Source organism: Paenibacillus sp. PAMC 26794, from assembly GCF_000316035.1.
Classification (GTDB): Bacteria; Bacillota; Bacilli; order Paenibacillales; family Paenibacillaceae; genus Paenibacillus.
Genome location: NZ_ANHX01000022.1, coordinates 122,306 through 138,461, shown reverse-complemented (window position 1 = coordinate 138,461; position 16,156 = coordinate 122,306). Strand labels below are relative to the sequence as shown.

17 protein-coding genes are annotated in these 16,156 nt (G+C 44.3%); all 17 read left to right on the top strand.

Annotated features, from left to right (window positions below):
• The first annotated feature begins 10 nt into the window (after positions 1-10).
• The 17 genes from flgG (at position 11) to D829_RS0112130 (ending at position 16,148) form a co-directional block, all read left to right on the top strand.
• Entirely contained in the window at positions 11-826 is an 816-nt protein-coding gene (flgG, locus tag D829_RS0112210) for a flagellar basal body rod protein FlgG (RefSeq protein WP_017689180.1), read from the top strand.
• A 68-nt stretch (positions 827-894) separates the two neighbouring features.
• Positions 895-1,116, top strand: a complete 222-nt coding sequence (locus D829_RS0112205; protein ID WP_017689179.1) for a flagellar FlbD family protein — start codon at positions 895-897, stop codon at positions 1,114-1,116.
• On the top strand, positions 1,116-1,577 hold the full coding sequence (locus D829_RS0112200) for a flagellar basal body-associated FliL family protein (protein WP_017689178.1): 462 nt from the start codon (positions 1,116-1,118) through the stop codon (positions 1,575-1,577). Before D829_RS0112205 ends, D829_RS0112200 begins: the two co-directional genes overlap by 1 nt.
• A 39-nt stretch (positions 1,578-1,616) precedes the next feature.
• The gene (fliM, locus tag D829_RS0112195) at positions 1,617-2,615 is read left to right on the top strand and encodes a flagellar motor switch protein FliM (RefSeq protein ID WP_017689177.1); all 999 of its coding nucleotides are present in this window, start codon (positions 1,617-1,619) and stop codon (positions 2,613-2,615) included.
• Positions 2,605-3,879, top strand: a complete 1,275-nt coding sequence (gene fliY / locus D829_RS0112190; RefSeq protein ID WP_017689176.1) for a flagellar motor switch phosphatase FliY — start codon at positions 2,605-2,607, stop codon at positions 3,877-3,879. The genes fliM and fliY overlap by 11 nt, the downstream gene beginning before the upstream one ends.
• A gap of 28 nt (positions 3,880-3,907) precedes the next feature.
• Entirely contained in the window at positions 3,908-4,273 is a 366-nt protein-coding gene (locus D829_RS0112185) for a response regulator (RefSeq protein ID WP_017689175.1), read from the top strand.
• An 11-nt stretch (positions 4,274-4,284) separates the two neighbouring features.
• Positions 4,285-4,821 (top strand): flagellar biosynthetic protein FliO, encoded by a 537-nt coding sequence (locus D829_RS0112180; protein ID WP_017689174.1) that lies wholly within the window; start codon positions 4,285-4,287, stop codon positions 4,819-4,821.
• Positions 4,818-5,573, top strand: coding sequence for a flagellar type III secretion system pore protein FliP (gene fliP / locus D829_RS0112175; RefSeq protein ID WP_017689173.1), 756 nt, complete (start codon positions 4,818-4,820; stop codon positions 5,571-5,573). Before D829_RS0112180 ends, fliP begins: the two co-directional genes overlap by 4 nt.
• Positions 5,574-5,598: 25 nt before the next feature.
• Positions 5,599-5,868 (top strand): flagellar biosynthesis protein FliQ, encoded by a 270-nt coding sequence (gene fliQ / locus D829_RS0112170; RefSeq protein WP_017689172.1) that lies wholly within the window; start codon positions 5,599-5,601, stop codon positions 5,866-5,868.
• 10 nt (positions 5,869-5,878) lie between these two features.
• Positions 5,879-6,667, top strand: coding sequence for a flagellar biosynthetic protein FliR (gene fliR, locus D829_RS0112165; RefSeq protein ID WP_017689171.1), 789 nt, complete (start codon positions 5,879-5,881; stop codon positions 6,665-6,667).
• A gap of 23 nt (positions 6,668-6,690) precedes the next feature.
• Positions 6,691-7,773, top strand: coding sequence for a flagellar biosynthesis protein FlhB (gene flhB / locus D829_RS0112160; protein ID WP_017689170.1), 1,083 nt, complete (start codon positions 6,691-6,693; stop codon positions 7,771-7,773).
• Between the two features lie 25 nt (positions 7,774-7,798).
• Entirely contained in the window at positions 7,799-9,832 is a 2,034-nt protein-coding gene (gene flhA / locus D829_RS0112155) for a flagellar biosynthesis protein FlhA (RefSeq protein WP_017689169.1), read from the top strand.
• Positions 9,829-11,181, top strand: coding sequence for a flagellar biosynthesis protein FlhF (gene flhF, locus D829_RS0112150; RefSeq protein WP_017689168.1), 1,353 nt, complete (start codon positions 9,829-9,831; stop codon positions 11,179-11,181). Before flhA ends, flhF begins: the two co-directional genes overlap by 4 nt.
• Positions 11,178-12,065 (top strand): MinD/ParA family protein, encoded by an 888-nt coding sequence (locus tag D829_RS0112145; RefSeq protein WP_017689167.1) that lies wholly within the window; start codon positions 11,178-11,180, stop codon positions 12,063-12,065. Before flhF ends, D829_RS0112145 begins: the two co-directional genes overlap by 4 nt.
• Before the next feature lie 32 nt (positions 12,066-12,097).
• Positions 12,098-13,540 carry a chemotaxis-specific protein-glutamate methyltransferase CheB gene (cheB, locus tag D829_RS0112140; protein WP_017689166.1) on the top strand — a complete coding sequence of 481 codons (1,443 nt, stop codon included), beginning with the start codon at positions 12,098-12,100 and terminating at the stop codon, positions 13,538-13,540.
• 32 nt (positions 13,541-13,572) lie between these two features.
• The gene (locus D829_RS0112135; RefSeq protein WP_017689165.1) at positions 13,573-15,645 is read left to right on the top strand and encodes a chemotaxis protein CheA; all 2,073 of its coding nucleotides are present in this window, start codon (positions 13,573-13,575) and stop codon (positions 15,643-15,645) included.
• Between the two features lie 41 nt (positions 15,646-15,686).
• Positions 15,687-16,148: a chemotaxis protein CheW gene (locus D829_RS0112130; protein WP_017689164.1), complete on the top strand. Its 462-nt coding sequence runs from the start codon at positions 15,687-15,689 to the stop codon at positions 16,146-16,148.
• The last annotated feature ends 8 nt before the right edge of the window (positions 16,149-16,156 follow it).

The following is a 16,156-nucleotide window of genomic DNA, read 5'->3' as shown; positions in this document are numbered from 1 at the left end:
ATTTTTAAAAATGTTGAAATCAATGTACTCAGGCGTTTCCGGGATGCGGGGTTTCCAAACAAAACTCGACGTAATTGGTAACAATATTGCGAACGTAAACACGGTTGGCTTCAAAGGTAGTCGGGTTATGTTCAAAGATATTATGAGCCAAACCACTTCAGGTGTGACTGCACCTGGTGATGCAACCGGTGGTGTGAATGCAAAACAAATTGGTCTAGGTGTATCTGTAGGCTCTATTGATACATTACATTTGGCGGGAAGCCCAATGACAACAAACAACCCAACAGATATGCGGATTAATGGAGATGGATTCTTCTTGGTACGTTTGAGTGAAGATCAGGAAGTACCTTACCTGACTCGTGCTGGGGATTTCCATGTGGATGCTGCACGTAACCTTTTGTCATCGGATGGATTGTTTGTTCTGGATAACGGTGGTGGAAATATCACGATACCTGATGATGTTGTTTCCTTCACGATTGGTCAGGATGGTACGATCAATCAAACTATGGCGGATGGAACAGTTGAAGCGGGAGCACAACTTGGTATCGGAAAAGTGGTCAATCCGGAAGGTTTAGAGAAGATCGGCGGTAATCTATACCGTATGACAGCAAATGCTAATCCCGATGGTGAGCTTGAAATTTTGACAGCGAATGATGCCGAAAATGGAACTGGCTCTATTATCACAGGACAGCTCGAAATGTCTAACGTGGATCTGACTGGAGAGTTTACTGAGATGATCGTAGCTCAACGTGGATTCCAGGCAAACTCCCGGATCATTACAACGTCGGATGAAATACTTCAGGAAGTTGTTAACCTGAAACGTTAATAGCTGATTAATGAATTTTTAAAACGTGGGGGAGTTTGCTCCTCCCACTCTGATTAAGGGGGCTTAGCATGATTTCGGTTACGCGGTTAAATGGTTCTCCCATGTGGTTAAATGCGCTGATGGTTGAAATTGTGGAAGAGACGCCGGATACGTATATTACTCTGGTAACTGGAAAGAGACTGATTGTGCTTGAAAAAGCCGCTGACGTTATTTCCAAGATTAAAGATTACAACCGTGAAATCGGGGTTCAAGCAGCCACTATTAAAGTGCAGCAAACGGAGGAATCCTGATGAAAAAAATGATGCCCTGGCTTGCAACAATGTTGCTGGCGATAACACTCATTGTGGTGGTTGTGTTTGTATTTATGCAAGGACAGAACGGGAATAAGGACGACACACATACAGCGGCAGCTGCTGAAGAAAAAAAAATGACTGCGGATGAAATTGTAGAGGTATCGTCAGAGCTTGCACAGATTAAAACGAATCTGGCCGATCCGGATCGTATTATTATGGTTAGTTTTTCTTTCAGGTTATCTGACAAAACAGCCAAAGAAGATTTTGAAAAAATCAAAAGCATTACGGTGAAGCCCATTATTATTCAGGCACTTGCAGACACCAAGGCTGAGGAACTGAGTTCGGCCAAGGGTATGAAACAATTCAATGAGAAACTGACAGGTCTAATTAATGAGGCATTGCCTGAGCCGAAATTGAAAAGCACTAGTTTTTCAGACGTTGTTATAGCGCCAATGTAATGAACAGAACACGCTGTAAACCTGTAAGGGGGTGAGAACATGGTGGATGTATTATCACAAAATGAGATTGACGCCCTATTAGCAGCCCTTTCTTCTGGTGAAATGGACGCAGAAGAATTGAAGAAGGAAGAAACTCAGAAGAAAATTAGATCGTACGATTTTAAGCGGGCAGTGCGTTTTTCCAAAGACCATATTAGAAGCTTGACTCGTATTCACGAAAACTTTGCACGCTTTCTCACCACTTATTTTTCAGCCCAACTGCGGACGTTCGTTCAAATCAATGTCGTTCAGGTCGAACAGTTGCCTTATGATGAGTTTATCCGTTCTATTCCTAAGATGACGATATTGAACATTTTTGAAGCGGAGCCACTACAGGGGCGAATGGTGATGGAAGTCCATCCAAACGTGGGATATGCGATGTTGGATCGCCTCCTTGGTGGAACCGGGAGTGCTCCAACAAAGATTGCATCCATGACGGAGATTGAAACGACCATCATGGAACGAATATTCAGTCGTGCATTTGAAAGTTTGCAAGAAGCATGGAAGACCGTGTTGGATATTACCCCAAGGATGGAAGCGCTCGAGACCAATCCGCAATTTATGCAGATTGTATCTCCCAATGAGACCATTGCTCTGATCTCGCTCAGTACCAAAATTGGTGACACGACAGGCATGATCAATCTATGTATACCGCATGTCGTTCTTGAACCTATTATGTCACGGTTGTCAACTCATCAGTGGTTTGTTTCGGAGAAGAAAACGAGAGCTCCAGAGGAGTATGATGCTCTAAAAGAGCGTGTGAACAAAGCCAAGTTACCCATCGTTGCGGAATTGGGAGAATCGAGAATTTCAATTGCAGAATTTCTGGGTCTGTCCGTTGGCGATGTCATTACGTTGAACAAACCAGTTGATGAGGGACTTTCCATTAAAGTGGGTGACAAACTGAAATACATGGGCAGTCCGGGGACAATCAAAGACCGTGTGGCTGTGCAAATAGACAAGATTGTCACCGAAGGAGTTGAAGAATTTGACGAGTAAGGATTATTTATCACAAGAAGAAATCGATGCTTTGCTCAGGCAATCGGAATCGATAAACAGCTCGGAACCCGCTGAAAAGACGGTTGATGATTTTTTGACCGAGCTGGAGCAGGATGCCTTGGGGGAGATTGGTAACATTACATTTGGTAGCGCGGCAACAGCCTTATCCACGCTATTAGGCCTCAAAGTAGATATTACAACACCTAAAGTTTCTATCATTAGTCGAACGCAGTTTGAAGAAGCTTTTCCTAAGCCGCATGTTGCTGTTCATGTGAATTATGTGGATGGATTCGAAGGTATTAACTCACTTGTTATCAAGAAGAGAGATGCTCAAGTCATCGCTGATTTGATGCTGGGTGGCGAAGGAAATCCGGTCGATGAAGAACTGAATGAAATCCATATTAGTGCGGTACAGGAAGCGATGAACCAGATGATGGGTTCATCTGCAACCTCAATGTCCACGATTTTTAATCGTTTTGTGAATATTTCCCCTCCGGGAATCGATATTCTCAATCTGGAGAGTGGAGAGGGTGTAAGTAATCTTCCAGCAGATGAGACCCTTATCCAAGTTTCATTTCGTTTGTTAATCGGGGATCTGATCGATTCCAATCTGATGCAGTTGCTCCCAGTACATTTTGCTAAAAGCATGGTAGACATGCTGATTGGAGGCGCTCAGGAGTCAACTGCGAGCGCACCAGTGGCATCAACACCTGAACCTGCACCAGTAGCAGTGCCAGCAACGCCACCACCAGTGGCGGAGCAGCCACCCGTTCAACACCAACAGGCTCCACAGGCTCCACAACAGCCTGCTCAGGACTATAACGGATATGGACAGGCCCCGATGGGTATGCCTCAAGGAATGCCGCCACAGCAGCCGTATGGCATGCCACCGCAGCAACCTTATGGTACACCTCAACATTACGGTGGAATGCCAAATAGGAATGTTAACGTACAACCAGTTCAATTCGCCAATTTGCAAAATGGGGCGTATGGTCAGGTAGACGAAAACAATTTGAATTTATTGATGGACATTCCCCTTAAGGTCACCGTAGAATTAGGGAGGACCCAGAAGCAAATTAAAGATATTTTGGAACTGTCACAGGGTTCGATTGTCGAACTGGATAAGTTAGCCGGGGAACCTGTCGATATTTTGGTGAATAACAAACTGATCGCCAAGGGAGAAGTTGTCGTTATTGACGAAAACTTTGGTGTTCGTGTTATAGATATCGTTAGCCAATGGGACCGAATTCAGAAATTACAATAAGCACAATTTAGGGAGGACTTGAATCAAGATGGCAAACCGAATTTTAGTCGTAGACGACGCAGCATTTATGAGAATGATGATCCGGGACATTTTGTCCAAAAATGGATATGAGGTTGTTGGTGAGGCACAGGATGGCTCACAAGCAATTGAGAAATTTAAAGAGCTTCGTCCGGATCTGATCACAATGGATATCACGATGCCTGAGATGGACGGCATTGCAGCTTTGAAAGAAATCAAGAAGATTGATGCTAACGCTAAAGTAATTATGTGCTCCGCGATGGGTCAACAAGCGATGGTAATCGACGCTATTCAAGCAGGTGCTAAAGACTTTATCGTTAAACCGTTCCAATCTGACCGGGTTATCGAAGCGATCAGCAAGACACTGGGCGTTTAAGAGACATGATGATGGCTCAGGGTGATTTTCCAGAAGCAGCTGACGCAGGAGCCAATTATTATTTACAGCTTGTATGGGTGATTGTTGTCCTGGCCGTCATCCTGGTCCTTATTGTTTATCTGATCCGGTTCTTAAACAAACGGAATCAGCAAATGTTCCGGCACGGCACAATTCGTACCCTGGGCGGGATTGGACTGGGGCAAAACAAGTCGCTGCAAATTATTGAAATTGGTGGAAGTGTATATCTGCTTGGTGTAGGTGAAGACATTCAGTTGGTAGATAAGGTTTCAGATCTGGAAGAGGCGCAAAGAATCATTGATTCCTTCGAAAGAGATGCTGCTGCACAACAAGGGAATCTCTCACCTCTCATTGCCAAGCTCACAAAACGTTTCCGTAGAGAAGAACCGCCGCGGGAAATGGAACTGGAGGACACAACTTCTTTTCACGAAATGTTTGAATCCAAACTTCGGCAGATGCCTAACCGTAAAGAGAAGATGGAAAAGCTCCTGGATAAAGACAATACTACAGATCGGTCGAGGGATTCATGAAGAAAAAGATTTGGTTAGCGTGTTGTTTGCTAGGACTTATCAGTCTAGCTTCTGTTACAGTTGCCTTTGCCGAGCCCATTCCGAATATTGATATTCAAATCGGAAACGGTGACGGAGGGACACCAAGCACGAGTTCACTGTCCATCATTCTGTTAATTACGGTGCTTAGTATTGCTCCAGCAATGCTTGTACTGATGACCAGTTTTACTCGGATTGTGATTGTGCTCGGTTTTATACGTACATCTTTGGGTACACAACAAATGCCACCCAATCAGGTGCTGGTTGGTTTGGCGCTATTTCTGACACTTTTCATTATGTCGCCGACGTTGTCTTCCATAAATCAGGTAGCGCTTCAGCCCTATCTCCAGGGAGAACTTACGCAAACCGAGGCACTTGAAAAAGCAGCGGATCCCATAAAGAAATTTATGTTTAGTCACACCAGAGAAAAAGATCTGTTGCTGTTTATGAAGTACAATCAGACTGAACAACCGAAGACCTACCAGGATATTCCAATCACTGTAATGGTACCGGCATATGTAATCAGTGAGTTGAAGACAGCATTCCAGATGGGGTTTATGATTTTTATTCCGTTTCTGGTTATAGACATTGTTGTCGCGAGTACACTCATGGCAATGGGGATGATGATGCTTCCGCCGGTCATGATCTCATTACCTTTCAAAATACTGCTCTTTGTCCTTGTGGACGGGTGGTACCTGGTAGTCAAGTCACTGTTGCTGAGTTTTAATACTTGATCCGGAAAGTTAAAGGAGGACGGTCATGACTTCGGAATTTATTATCGGTCTGGCCGGGAAAGCGGTATACACGTCATTGCTGGCCAGTGCACCCATGCTCATACTAGCTCTGGTTGTAGGACTTGCAATCAGTATTTTTCAAGCGACAACTCAAATTCAGGAACAAACATTAGCTTTTGTGCCCAAGATTGTTGCCGTACTTCTGTCAGTACTTTTGTTTGGACCTTGGATCTTGAATATCTTGGTCGATTTTACGTTTAACATTCTCGATAATCTATACAGATACATAGGGTAGGCTTTAGCAGATGGAGACATTGTTGCAAAGTTTCCCTGTCGCTCTGCTTATGTTTTGTCGAATCACATCATTTTTTGTAACTGCGCCGGTTTTTTCGGCTCGAAATGTTCCAACTTCAGTTAAAATTGGAATCTCTGCATTTGTCACATTGTCTGTCTATCTGATCTACGGAATAGACCAGACCGTACCCACCGATCTGAGCTATGTTTTATTGATCATCAGAGAGATTCTAATTGGCCTGCTTTTAGGTTTTGTGGCTTATCTGTTGATGACGGCTGTTCAGACTGCTGGGACCTTTATCGATCTACAGATCGGTTTTGGTATGGCCAATGTATACGATCCAATGACAGGTGCTTCAGCTCCACTTACGGGTAACTTGAAGTATGCATTTGCTATGCTTCTGTTTCTGACGATGAATGGACACCATTATTTGCTGGATGCGATAGTTTACAGTTACCGGTGGGTACCATTATCTAATGTGTTTTTCCTACGGTTGGCAGATGGAAGTATCGCTGAATTTTTGATTCAGACCTTAGGTCAATCATTTATGCTGGCTTTTCAGATGTCGGCTCCGATTGTAGTTGCGTTGTTTTTGACGGATGTTGGATTGGGTTTTTTGGCCAAAACTGCTCCTCAATTTAATGTATTTGCAGTTGGGTTGCCGCTTAAGTTACTCGTTGGTCTTGCTATTTTGCTTTTGCTGGTTCCCAGTTTCTCCTTTGTATTTAGTCAATTGTTCGAAGCGATATTCAGATCGATGGAAAAATTGCTTGGAACCATTGGACAAAGGCCCGGCTGAGTGAAACGGAGGAAAAGACACGGATGAAACTTCAACTCGACCTCCAGTTGTTTTCAGGGGAGAAGACGGAGAAAGCTACCCCGAAAAAGAGACAGGATACACGAAAAAAAGGACAGGTTGTCAAAAGCGCTGAACTATCTGGCGCATCCATTCTCCTGTTCGCGTTTTTAATCATGATGGTATTCAGCAATTTCTATAAAGAACGAATAGTTCGTCTGTTTACAGATATCTTTATCAATCGATTGAGTATGGAAATCAACGGAGAGAATGTGATGGCGCTTATGATGCGCTATGGCATTGAAGTTTTGTTATTGATCGCTCCCGTTTTGCTGGGTGCGGTACTGGTTGCTTTGATCGTTAACTACATGCAAGTTGGTTTTCTTCTTGTAGGGGAAGGTTTGAAGCCAAAACTTGAGAAACTGGACCCGATTAAAGGTTTCAAAAATATTTTCTCTCTCCGTTCATTAGTGGAATTTGCTAAATCCATTTTGAAAATGTCGATTATCGGCTATCTCGTTTACAGTACAATTAAGGGCTACCAGTCAGATATTGCTTCACTTTCTCATTTTTCATTGGATGCTATTTTACATTTCGCTGCGTCGATCACTTTAAGTCTTGGTATCAAGATTGCAGCGGCATTGATGATACTTGCGATATTTGATTACATGTATCAGAAGTATGATCATGAGAAGAAGATCCGTATGTCCAAGCAAGACATTAAGGACGAGTACAAAAAAATGGAAGGTGATCCGCTGATCAAAGGTAAAATCCGGGAACGCCAGCGTCGTATGGCTATGCAGCGTATGATGCAGGAAGTACCGAATGCGGATGTAATCATCACGAACCCTACCCACTTTGCGGTTGCGCTAAAGTATGAAGGTTCCGAGATGGAAGCACCGCAGATTATTGCCAAAGGTCAGGATTATGTCGCCTTGCGTATTAAGGAAATTGCCAAAGAAAACGGTGTTATTACGATGGAAAACAAGCCATTAGCACGGGCATTGTTCCAGAGAGCCGAGATTGGTGACGCTATACCGGCCGATTTGTTTCAAGCGGTAGCTGAAGTGCTGGCTTATGTATATAAACTAAAGGGCAGAACGAAATAAAAGGGGATCGGAGGCCGTACATTCATTGAAGATTAAAGATATAGCTGTCCTTGCGGGTATCATTGGCATTGTGTTGATGATGATTCTTCCGATCCCAACCTGGCTGTTGGACTTGTTGCTGGTCGTCAATATTTCAATTGCTCTGATGATCCTGCTTGTTGCCATGAACAGCAAAGAAGCGTTACAGTTTTCTATTTTTCCAGCTTTGCTGCTGATCACTACACTATTCCGACTGGCTCTGAACATATCGACAACCAAGCTAATCCTTGGTGATGGGGATGCCGGAGCCGTAGTTGCTACCTTTGGTAGCTGGATTGCTGGAGGGCAAATTGCGATTGGATTTATCGTGTTTTTGATCCTCGTTGTCGTTCAGTTTATCGTTATTACAAAGGGGTCTGAGCGTGTAGCTGAAGTTGCTGCCCGATTCACCCTCGATGCGATGCCTGGTAAACAAATGAGTATTGATGCGGATCTGAATGCGGGTCTCATCAACGAGCAACAAGCTCGTGAGCGTCGTTCCAAAATTGAACGTGAAGCCGATTTCTATGGAGCGATGGATGGAGCAAGTAAATTCGTAAAAGGTGACGCAATTGCAAGTATTATCATCCTCCTGATCAATCTCATTGGTGGATTTATTATCGGTATGACTGTGCATGGGATGGCTTTCGCAGATGCAATGTCAACGTACTCTGTATTGACTATCGGAGATGGATTGGTAAGCCAAATCCCTGCTCTGCTTATTTCCACAGCAGCAGGACTTATCGTCACCAGAGCGTCATCAGAAGGAAACTTGGCAGATGATATTACGGGGCAACTGTTTACATATCCAATACTAATTTATATCGTAGCTTTCGTTATTGCCATGCTCGGTTTCTTCACACCAATTCATGTTATTACTACGCTTCCGTTGGCAGGTGTGTTGGCATATGCCGCGTGGCGTATGCAGAATAATCTGAATTTGAAACAAGTAGCGGAAGAACAGTTGGAAGAAGAACAGCAGATTGAAGAGGTTAGAAGTCCTGAAAGTGTAATTAACCTGCTTCAGGTGGACCCTATTGAGTTTGAATTTGGTTATGGTTTAATACCACTTGCTGATAATCAGCAGGGTGGGGACTTATTGGATCGGATCATTATGATTCGGAGGCAGTGTGCACTTGAACTGGGGTTGGTCGTTCCGGTCATACGGATTCGAGATAATATCCAGCTCAGACCCAATGAGTATGTTATCAAAATCAAGGGTAATGTGGTAGGTGGCGGAGAACTGTTGTTGAATCATTACCTTGCCATGAGTCCTGGCTATGATGAGGAGTCTGTGACAGGTATTGAAACGACGGAGCCTGCTTTTGGACTTCCAGCACTATGGATTGATGAAGTAACCAAAGACAGAGCGGAACTTGCAGGATATACGGTCGTTGATCCGCCTTCCGTTGTGGCTACACATCTGACGGAACTGATTAAGAAACATGCGCATGAGTTACTTGGAAGACAAGAGACAAAAGCACTTGTGGATAATCTCAGAGAGAACTATTCTGCGCTTGTGGATGAACTGATCCCTTCTCTACTTTCCATTGGTGATGTGCAGAAAGTGCTTGCCAAGTTATTGCGTGAGAAAATATCTATTCGGGATATGGTTACCATCTTCGAGACACTGGCTGACTATGGTACGTATACGAAGGATCCTGATGTGCTGACTGAATACGTCAGACAATCCCTCTCACGTCAGATTACTCAGCAGTTCTCACAGAAAGGTGAGACACTTCGAGTGATCACGGTTGGACCTGGTCTTGAGAAGAAAATTGCTGAAAGTGTGCAACAATCGGATCAAGGCAGTTATCTTGCGCTAGACCCTGTATCTACACAAAGTGTATATCAGAAGCTCAGTGAACAAGTAAACCGTTTGATTCAATCAGGTCAACAACCTGTTGTATTAACTTCTCCAACCATTCGGATGTATCTGCGTCAGGTTATTGAACGTACAATGCAGGACATTCCTGTGCTTTCCTACAGCGAGTTGGAGCCGAATGTTGAAATTCAAAGTATCGGGGTGGTGAACTTATGAGAGTAAAACAATACGTTGTTGAGACCATGCCCGAAGCTATGCTTCAAATTCGCAAAGACCTGGGAAGTGATGCCGTTATTCTGTCCACCAAAGAGATTAAGGTGGGCGGTGTGATGGGAATGTTTCGCAAAAAACGGATCGAAGTTGTAGCTGCAGTGGATAAGGAAAAAAACAAGCAAACAACAAAGCCAGTACAAAATCAATTTACACCTGTACCTCGTGCATTTGTACCTGAGGCTTATCGGCAAACAGCTCGTTCGTTTGTTGCGGCTTCAGATGAGTCGGCGACAACGAATACAGCTGATCAAAGTGTACAGGACCAATCTACGGCTGCGCCGTCTGTGTTTGAATCGCGTAATATCGGTTCAAACATAGACAGCGGCTCAGGTTCTTCGAGCACGGATCATAAACCGCGACCGCAAGGGGCGGATTTTTCGGGTTCAACAACTGGTCCGAAGCCAACAGGTTCAGACCTGCAGCAGGATAAGTTGATGACTGAATTGCAGGATCTTAAACAGATGGTGACCAGGCTTTCAAAGCAAGGTACTTCTGCGGACCCTGTGCCAGAGGAATTGCATACGATCCGAGAACGATTGACAGAACAAGAGGTTTGGCCTGAAGTATGGGAATACTGGTTTGATTCAATTCAAGCAAAATGGTCTGAGGATGGATTGAAAGAACAGGATGTAGAACAAGTGGTGAAGCTTGAGGTCATGCACTTTTTGGAGCAACGTATTGAAGAAGGCATTCTTCCTACCACGCGAATCGTCTATGTAGCTGGACCAACCGGTGTAGGGAAAACCACGACAATTGCAAAATTGGCTGCTGAACAAATGTTCAAAAAACAGCGTAAAGTTGGATTCATTACATCAGATACGTATCGGATCTCGGCAGTAGAACAGCTTAGAACGTATGCATCTATACTGAATGTTCCACTTGAGGTGGTGCAATCGCCCGGTGATACACAACGTGCCATTTCTCGATTAGAGAATTGTGATTTGATCTTTATGGATACAGCGGGTAGAAACTACAGAAATGAATTACTTGTTTCGGAACTGCAAAGTTTGCTTGCTCCTGTAGAGAATAGCGAAACCTTTCTGGTCATGAGCATGACTTCCAAAAGTGCTGATATGGTTCAGATCACGGAACATTTCAGTAAATATGGTCTGGATAAGGTGATTTTCACCAAAATGGATGAGACTGGGAGCTGCGGTCCGCTATTTAACTTGTTGCACCGTTTTCCACTCAAGCTCGCATATGTGGCAAATGGACAAAATGTTCCGGACGATTTGTTGGAGCCAGATGCAGATTCGTTGTCTAAACAGTTGCTGGGAGAATGCTCACAATGAAGGATCAGGCAGCTGCACTTCGAAGTATGGTCTCCGCGCCATTGGAATTGGAAGGCATTGAGCGAGATATTCGATCCTCGAAAATCATTACTGTGGCCAGTGGTAAGGGAGGTGTTGGTAAATCCAATTTCACACTGAACTTTGCCTTGGCATTGCAGGCTTTGGGGCAAAAGGTACTTGTATTTGATGCCGATATTGGAATGGCTAATATTGATGTTCTTATGGGTACGTCTTCTTCCTATAATCTTTACCACCTGTTGTACCGACAAAAATCCATAAGGGAAATCATACAACTGGGTGCCAGTGGCTTGCCTTACATTGCTGGAGGATCGGGCATGAAAGAGTTGTTCTCATTGTCTGATCGTGATCTGGAGTTCTTCGCCAGTCAAGTCGAGGATATTGCCCAGGAGATGGATTATGTCATCTTTGACACTGGGGCAGGACTCTCCAGAGAGAATATGAAGTTCATCGGTGCTGCCGATGAATGCCTGATTATAACCACACCTGAACCGACTTCAATAACCGATGCTTATGCTTTAGTCAAAGTTATGCACGGCCAGGAAAATGCTACGCCCTTTCGGATGATCGTTAACCGGGTGGAAGACGAACGAGAAGCGGAACGGGTGGCAGAAAAAATAGCTGGAGTGGCGAGGCGGTTTTTGCAGACGGATATTCCGCTGCTTGGGTATATTTCAGAAGACGCCCAGGTAGTCAAGGCGGTTAAAAGGCAAATGCCCTATAGTCTGGCTTATCCGAATGCCAAAGCCTCCAAAGATATAGAGAAACTTGCTCTTCGTTATCTGGCTGTACCTGCAACTCCGGGATCCGGAACCTTGACAGGAATCAGGGGATTTATGAATAAGTGGCTTAAACGGACAACATGATTTCTGAATAAAGGAAACAGGGGTGACACAACATGGCGGCGTATCAAGTATTGGTTGTCGATGATTCCGCTTTTATGCGTAAGATTGTTACGGATTTGATCCAAGCGGATTCGGAATTCAAGGTTACGGCAACGGCATCAAACGGTAGAGAAGCGATTCAAAAATCACTAGAATTGAAACCCGATATTATTACAATGGACGTTGAGATGCCCGAAATGAATGGGTTGGATGCATTAAAATCAATTATGAAGGAATCCTTCGTTCCTGTGATTATGCTCTCTGGTATCAATGAACAAGGCATGAAAGAAACCATTATGGCGCTTGAAGCCGGGGCATTTGACTTCATTCGCAAACCATCTATTTCACATGACCAGGATATTGCTCAAGTTGGTAAAGCCTTGGTTGAGCGCATGCGTGCTGCGATGAATGAGATCAAAAGAAAAGCTGATCGTGAGTTATCCATGAAAAATAGAGACATGTTGCGAGGAGCAGTTGTTCCCCCAACTCAGCCAGTGCAGAAAGAAATGCCGGCCAGGGATCGAGCGGAGCCTGTGAAAAAAACGATCGAACCTGTCGAGACGAGTCAACGTTCTCTTCGAGAGCGGACTGAAGCCTTTCAGGCCAAAGCAAAGAAACCAATTGAACCATTGTCACCTTCAAAACCAGGTCGCGTAGAGAATAAACCGGAGCCTTTGCCAAAGGCTGAGCGTAATTCGGAGACGAAGGCAGAAAAAGCAGTGAGGTCAGCTAATCCAGTACAGACTCCAAAGGAAGTTCGACTACCTAATGCAGCTAGAGTGGCAGCTGATCAAATAGCGGCAACCTCTGCCTCTGCAAAAGCCAAGGATGTAATCAAGCCTAATCCTGTTCCCAAAGGTGGAGGGGGGCTGGAAGGACCATTCAACAAACTTGTGGCAATAGGTTGTTCTACGGGTGGACCGAGGGCTCTCAAGACATTGCTTGAGCAGTTGCCTGCTGATTTGCCTGCACCGGTCATTATTGTGCAGCATATGCCGCCCAATTTCACACGTTCTCTGGCTCAACGATTGAATACATTCAGTCCACTGCATGTGGTTGAAGCTGAAGAAGGCATGGTTCTGAAAAAAGGAACCGCCTATATAGCACCCGGCGGATTCCATGTGAAAGTTAACAAAACAGCAGACGGGAAGTTTATCGTGAAGCTGACTGAAGATCAACCAGTGAATGGCCATAGACCTTCAGTGGATACGATGTTTGAGTCACTTCTGCCGTTTACATCTTTACAAAGGCATCTTGTTTTGCTGACGGGAATGGGAAGTGATGGAGCACGTATGATGAAGAGATTATACGAAGCTGGAGTTACATCAACCTTTGCCGAGAATGAAGAAACATGTGTTGTATATGGTATGCCGCGTTCTGCTGTAGAGCTGCAATGCGTTCGTCATCTTCTGCCATTGCAGGAGATTGCGTCTAAACTTGTTCAAGCAGTGAAATAACGGAGTGTAACTCACGGAGGAGGTGCCTCACAATGGACATGAACCAATATTTATCCATGTTTATTGATGAGTCTAATGATCATCTGCAATCGCTTAACGAAAACATGCTTCAACTTGAAGGCAATCCGGAAGACCTGGGTATAGTTCAGGTTATATTCCGCTCTGCTCATACCTTGAAGGGTATGGCAGCAACTATGGGCTTTGAAGATTTGGCATCACTGACACATAAAATGGAAAATGTATTGGATCTGGTTCGTAATGAGAAGTTGAAAATGCAGGATTACATTTTTGATACCATGTTCAAGAGTCTGGACGCTTTGGAAACCATGGTTCAGGATATTACCGAAGGTGGAAAAGGTAAAGCAGATGTGTCGTCAATCGTAGCTTCACTTCAAGCAATTGAAAATGGTGAAATGACAAACGGAAATGGACCTGCTACAGAAACAAACAAGCCGGCTAACGCTTCAATCTCTTCGGCTGTGGAGCTGGATGAATTCCAATATTCAGTGCTGGATCAGTCGATCGCCGAAGGTCATCGTGTGTTCTACGTGGATGTGCTTGTTAGCGAGCATAGCCAGTTAAAAGGTGTACGGGCTTATATGGTCTTTGATATGCTGGAACGTTCAGGTGAAGTCGTTAAGGCTTACCCATCCGTTCAGGATATTGAGCAGGAGAAGTTTGAGCGCAGTTTCTCGTTGTATTACATAACAACTAAAGAGGCGCACGAACTGGAAGAAGGCATCATGAGTATCTCTGAAATTGAAAGTGCGAAGCTCATTCAACTGGATCAGGAGACTCTTCAGCAGATGGCCAATCAGGTAGCAGCTACAGTTGAAGCGCCACCCGCACCAACAGCTGTAGCTGTGGTTGCTTCGCCGGATAAGAATTCTGTACCCAAAGAAGAAGCGACAACGGCACCAGCTAAAACAGTTGCACCGAAGCAAGCTGCTGCACCTTCACGTACCATTCGTGTGGATATTGAACGTCTCGACGTATTGATGAACCTGTTCAGTGAATTGTTGATTGACCGTTCACGTCTGGAACAACTGGCCAGTGAAACAGGCAACAATGATTTATCCGATACAGTAGCTCATTTAAGTCGAGTTAGCACAGATTTGCAAAATATTGTACTGAAATTGCGTATGGTTCCGGTAGATACCGTATTTAATCGATTCCCGCGTATGATCCGTGATTTGGCTAAGACACTTGATAAAAAAATCGATCTGGTGATTACAGGTGCTGAGACGGAACTGGATCGTACGGTAATTGATGAGATTGGTGATCCGCTTGTGCATTTACTGCGTAACGCGGTTGACCATGGTGTGGAATCCATTGCAGAGCGTGTAGCTGCAGGTAAACCAGAGATGGGTACAGTAAACCTGCGCGCCTTCCACAGTGGAAATCACGTATTTATCGAGATTGAAGATGATGGTAAAGGTATCTATCGCGACAAGCTTTTGAAAACCGCGATCAAACGTGGTGTTGTAACCGAAGAACAAGGTGCCAAGATGAGTGACGATGAAGTGAATCAACTGTTGTTCGCACCTGGTTTTAGTACTGCTGATATTATCTCGGATATCTCTGGCCGAGGCGTTGGCTTGGATGTAGTAAAATCGAAGATCACTTCGCTTGGCGGTAATGTAACGATTCATTCAACTCCAGGCAAAGGCACAAACTTCTCTGTTCAGCTTCCGTTGACTCTATCCATTATTGCTGCAATGCTTGTACGACTTGGTTCAGAGAAATACGCTGTTCCGTTGTCCTCCATTGTAGAGACGGCCATTGTACAACGTGAGCAAGTTCGTAATATTCACGGCAATAAAATGATCACGTTCCGTGAGTCACTGATTCCGTACTTGTCTTTGAGCGAAGTTTTCTCCGTTCCGGATTTCAATGACGCTGATGAGCAAGAAACAGAAATAGTTGTGATTCGCAAAGGCGACCGTCTTGCAGCCGTAGCTGTTGAAGAATTTATTGGACAAAGTGAGATTGTTCTCAAATCAATGGGAACCTATCTTCCCGCTATTGAAGGAATCTCTGGAGCAACCATTCTCGGAGATGGACAAGTAGCCCTGATTCTTGATCCTAATGCATTTATTAAATAAGCATAGAGCTAAGTCTTACATTTAATAGGGAGGTTTTTTACATGGAAGAAGAGTTGAAAGTCATCGTCTTTAAATTGGGTTCCGAAGAGTATGGTATTGAGGTAGACAAGGTTCAGACGATTGAGCGAATGATGCCAATTACCCGTGTTCCCAAGACACTTTCCTTTGTAAAAGGAGTTATTAATCTACGCGGTGTTGTAATTCCGGTCATTGATCTACGCGGTCGTTTCTCCCTTCCGGAAACGGAATACACGGATCAGACTCGTATTGTTATCGTAGGTGTAGACGACATGCAAGTTGGCTTTATCGTAGATTCTGCTAATGATGTTATTGATATCAAGAGCAGTGCGATCGATAGCCCACCAGAAGTGGTTGGCGGCGTCAAAGCGAGATACCTGCGAGGTGTTGCTAAATTGGAGAATTCACGCTTGTTGATTATGCTCAACCTAAACGAAGTATTAAATAAAAGCGAGATTGTACAGCTGGAAAGTGTTGAGGGCTAGTACCGTGG

Bases quoted from the DNA above. Each gene is read 5' to 3' on its own strand.
- fliP (WP_017689173.1), top strand. From the start codon at position 4,818: ATGAAGAAAAAGATTTGGTTAGCGTGTTGTTTGCTAGGACTTATCAGT.
- D829_RS0112200 (WP_017689178.1), top strand. From the start codon at position 1,116: ATGAAAAAAATGATGCCCTGGCTTGCAACAATGTTGCTGGCGATAACA.
- fliR (WP_017689171.1), top strand. From the start codon at position 5,879: ATGGAGACATTGTTGCAAAGTTTCCCTGTCGCTCTGCTTATGTTTTGT.
- D829_RS0112185 (WP_017689175.1), top strand. From the start codon at position 3,908: ATGGCAAACCGAATTTTAGTCGTAGACGACGCAGCATTTATGAGAATG.
- D829_RS0112130 (WP_017689164.1), top strand. From the start codon at position 15,687: ATGGAAGAAGAGTTGAAAGTCATCGTCTTTAAATTGGGTTCCGAAGAG.
- fliQ (WP_017689172.1), top strand. From the start codon at position 5,599: ATGACTTCGGAATTTATTATCGGTCTGGCCGGGAAAGCGGTATACACG.
- flgG (WP_017689180.1), top strand. From the start codon at position 11: ATGTTGAAATCAATGTACTCAGGCGTTTCCGGGATGCGGGGTTTCCAA.
- cheB (WP_017689166.1), top strand. From the start codon at position 12,098: ATGGCGGCGTATCAAGTATTGGTTGTCGATGATTCCGCTTTTATGCGT.
- D829_RS0112205 (WP_017689179.1), top strand. From the start codon at position 895: ATGATTTCGGTTACGCGGTTAAATGGTTCTCCCATGTGGTTAAATGCG.
- D829_RS0112180 (WP_017689174.1), top strand. From the start codon at position 4,285: ATGGCTCAGGGTGATTTTCCAGAAGCAGCTGACGCAGGAGCCAATTAT.
- D829_RS0112135 (WP_017689165.1), top strand. From the start codon at position 13,573: ATGGACATGAACCAATATTTATCCATGTTTATTGATGAGTCTAATGAT.
- flhF (WP_017689168.1), top strand. From the start codon at position 9,829: ATGAGAGTAAAACAATACGTTGTTGAGACCATGCCCGAAGCTATGCTT.
- flhB (WP_017689170.1), top strand. From the start codon at position 6,691: ATGAAACTTCAACTCGACCTCCAGTTGTTTTCAGGGGAGAAGACGGAG.
- fliM (WP_017689177.1), top strand. From the start codon at position 1,617: ATGGTGGATGTATTATCACAAAATGAGATTGACGCCCTATTAGCAGCC.
- D829_RS0112145 (WP_017689167.1), top strand. From the start codon at position 11,178: ATGAAGGATCAGGCAGCTGCACTTCGAAGTATGGTCTCCGCGCCATTG.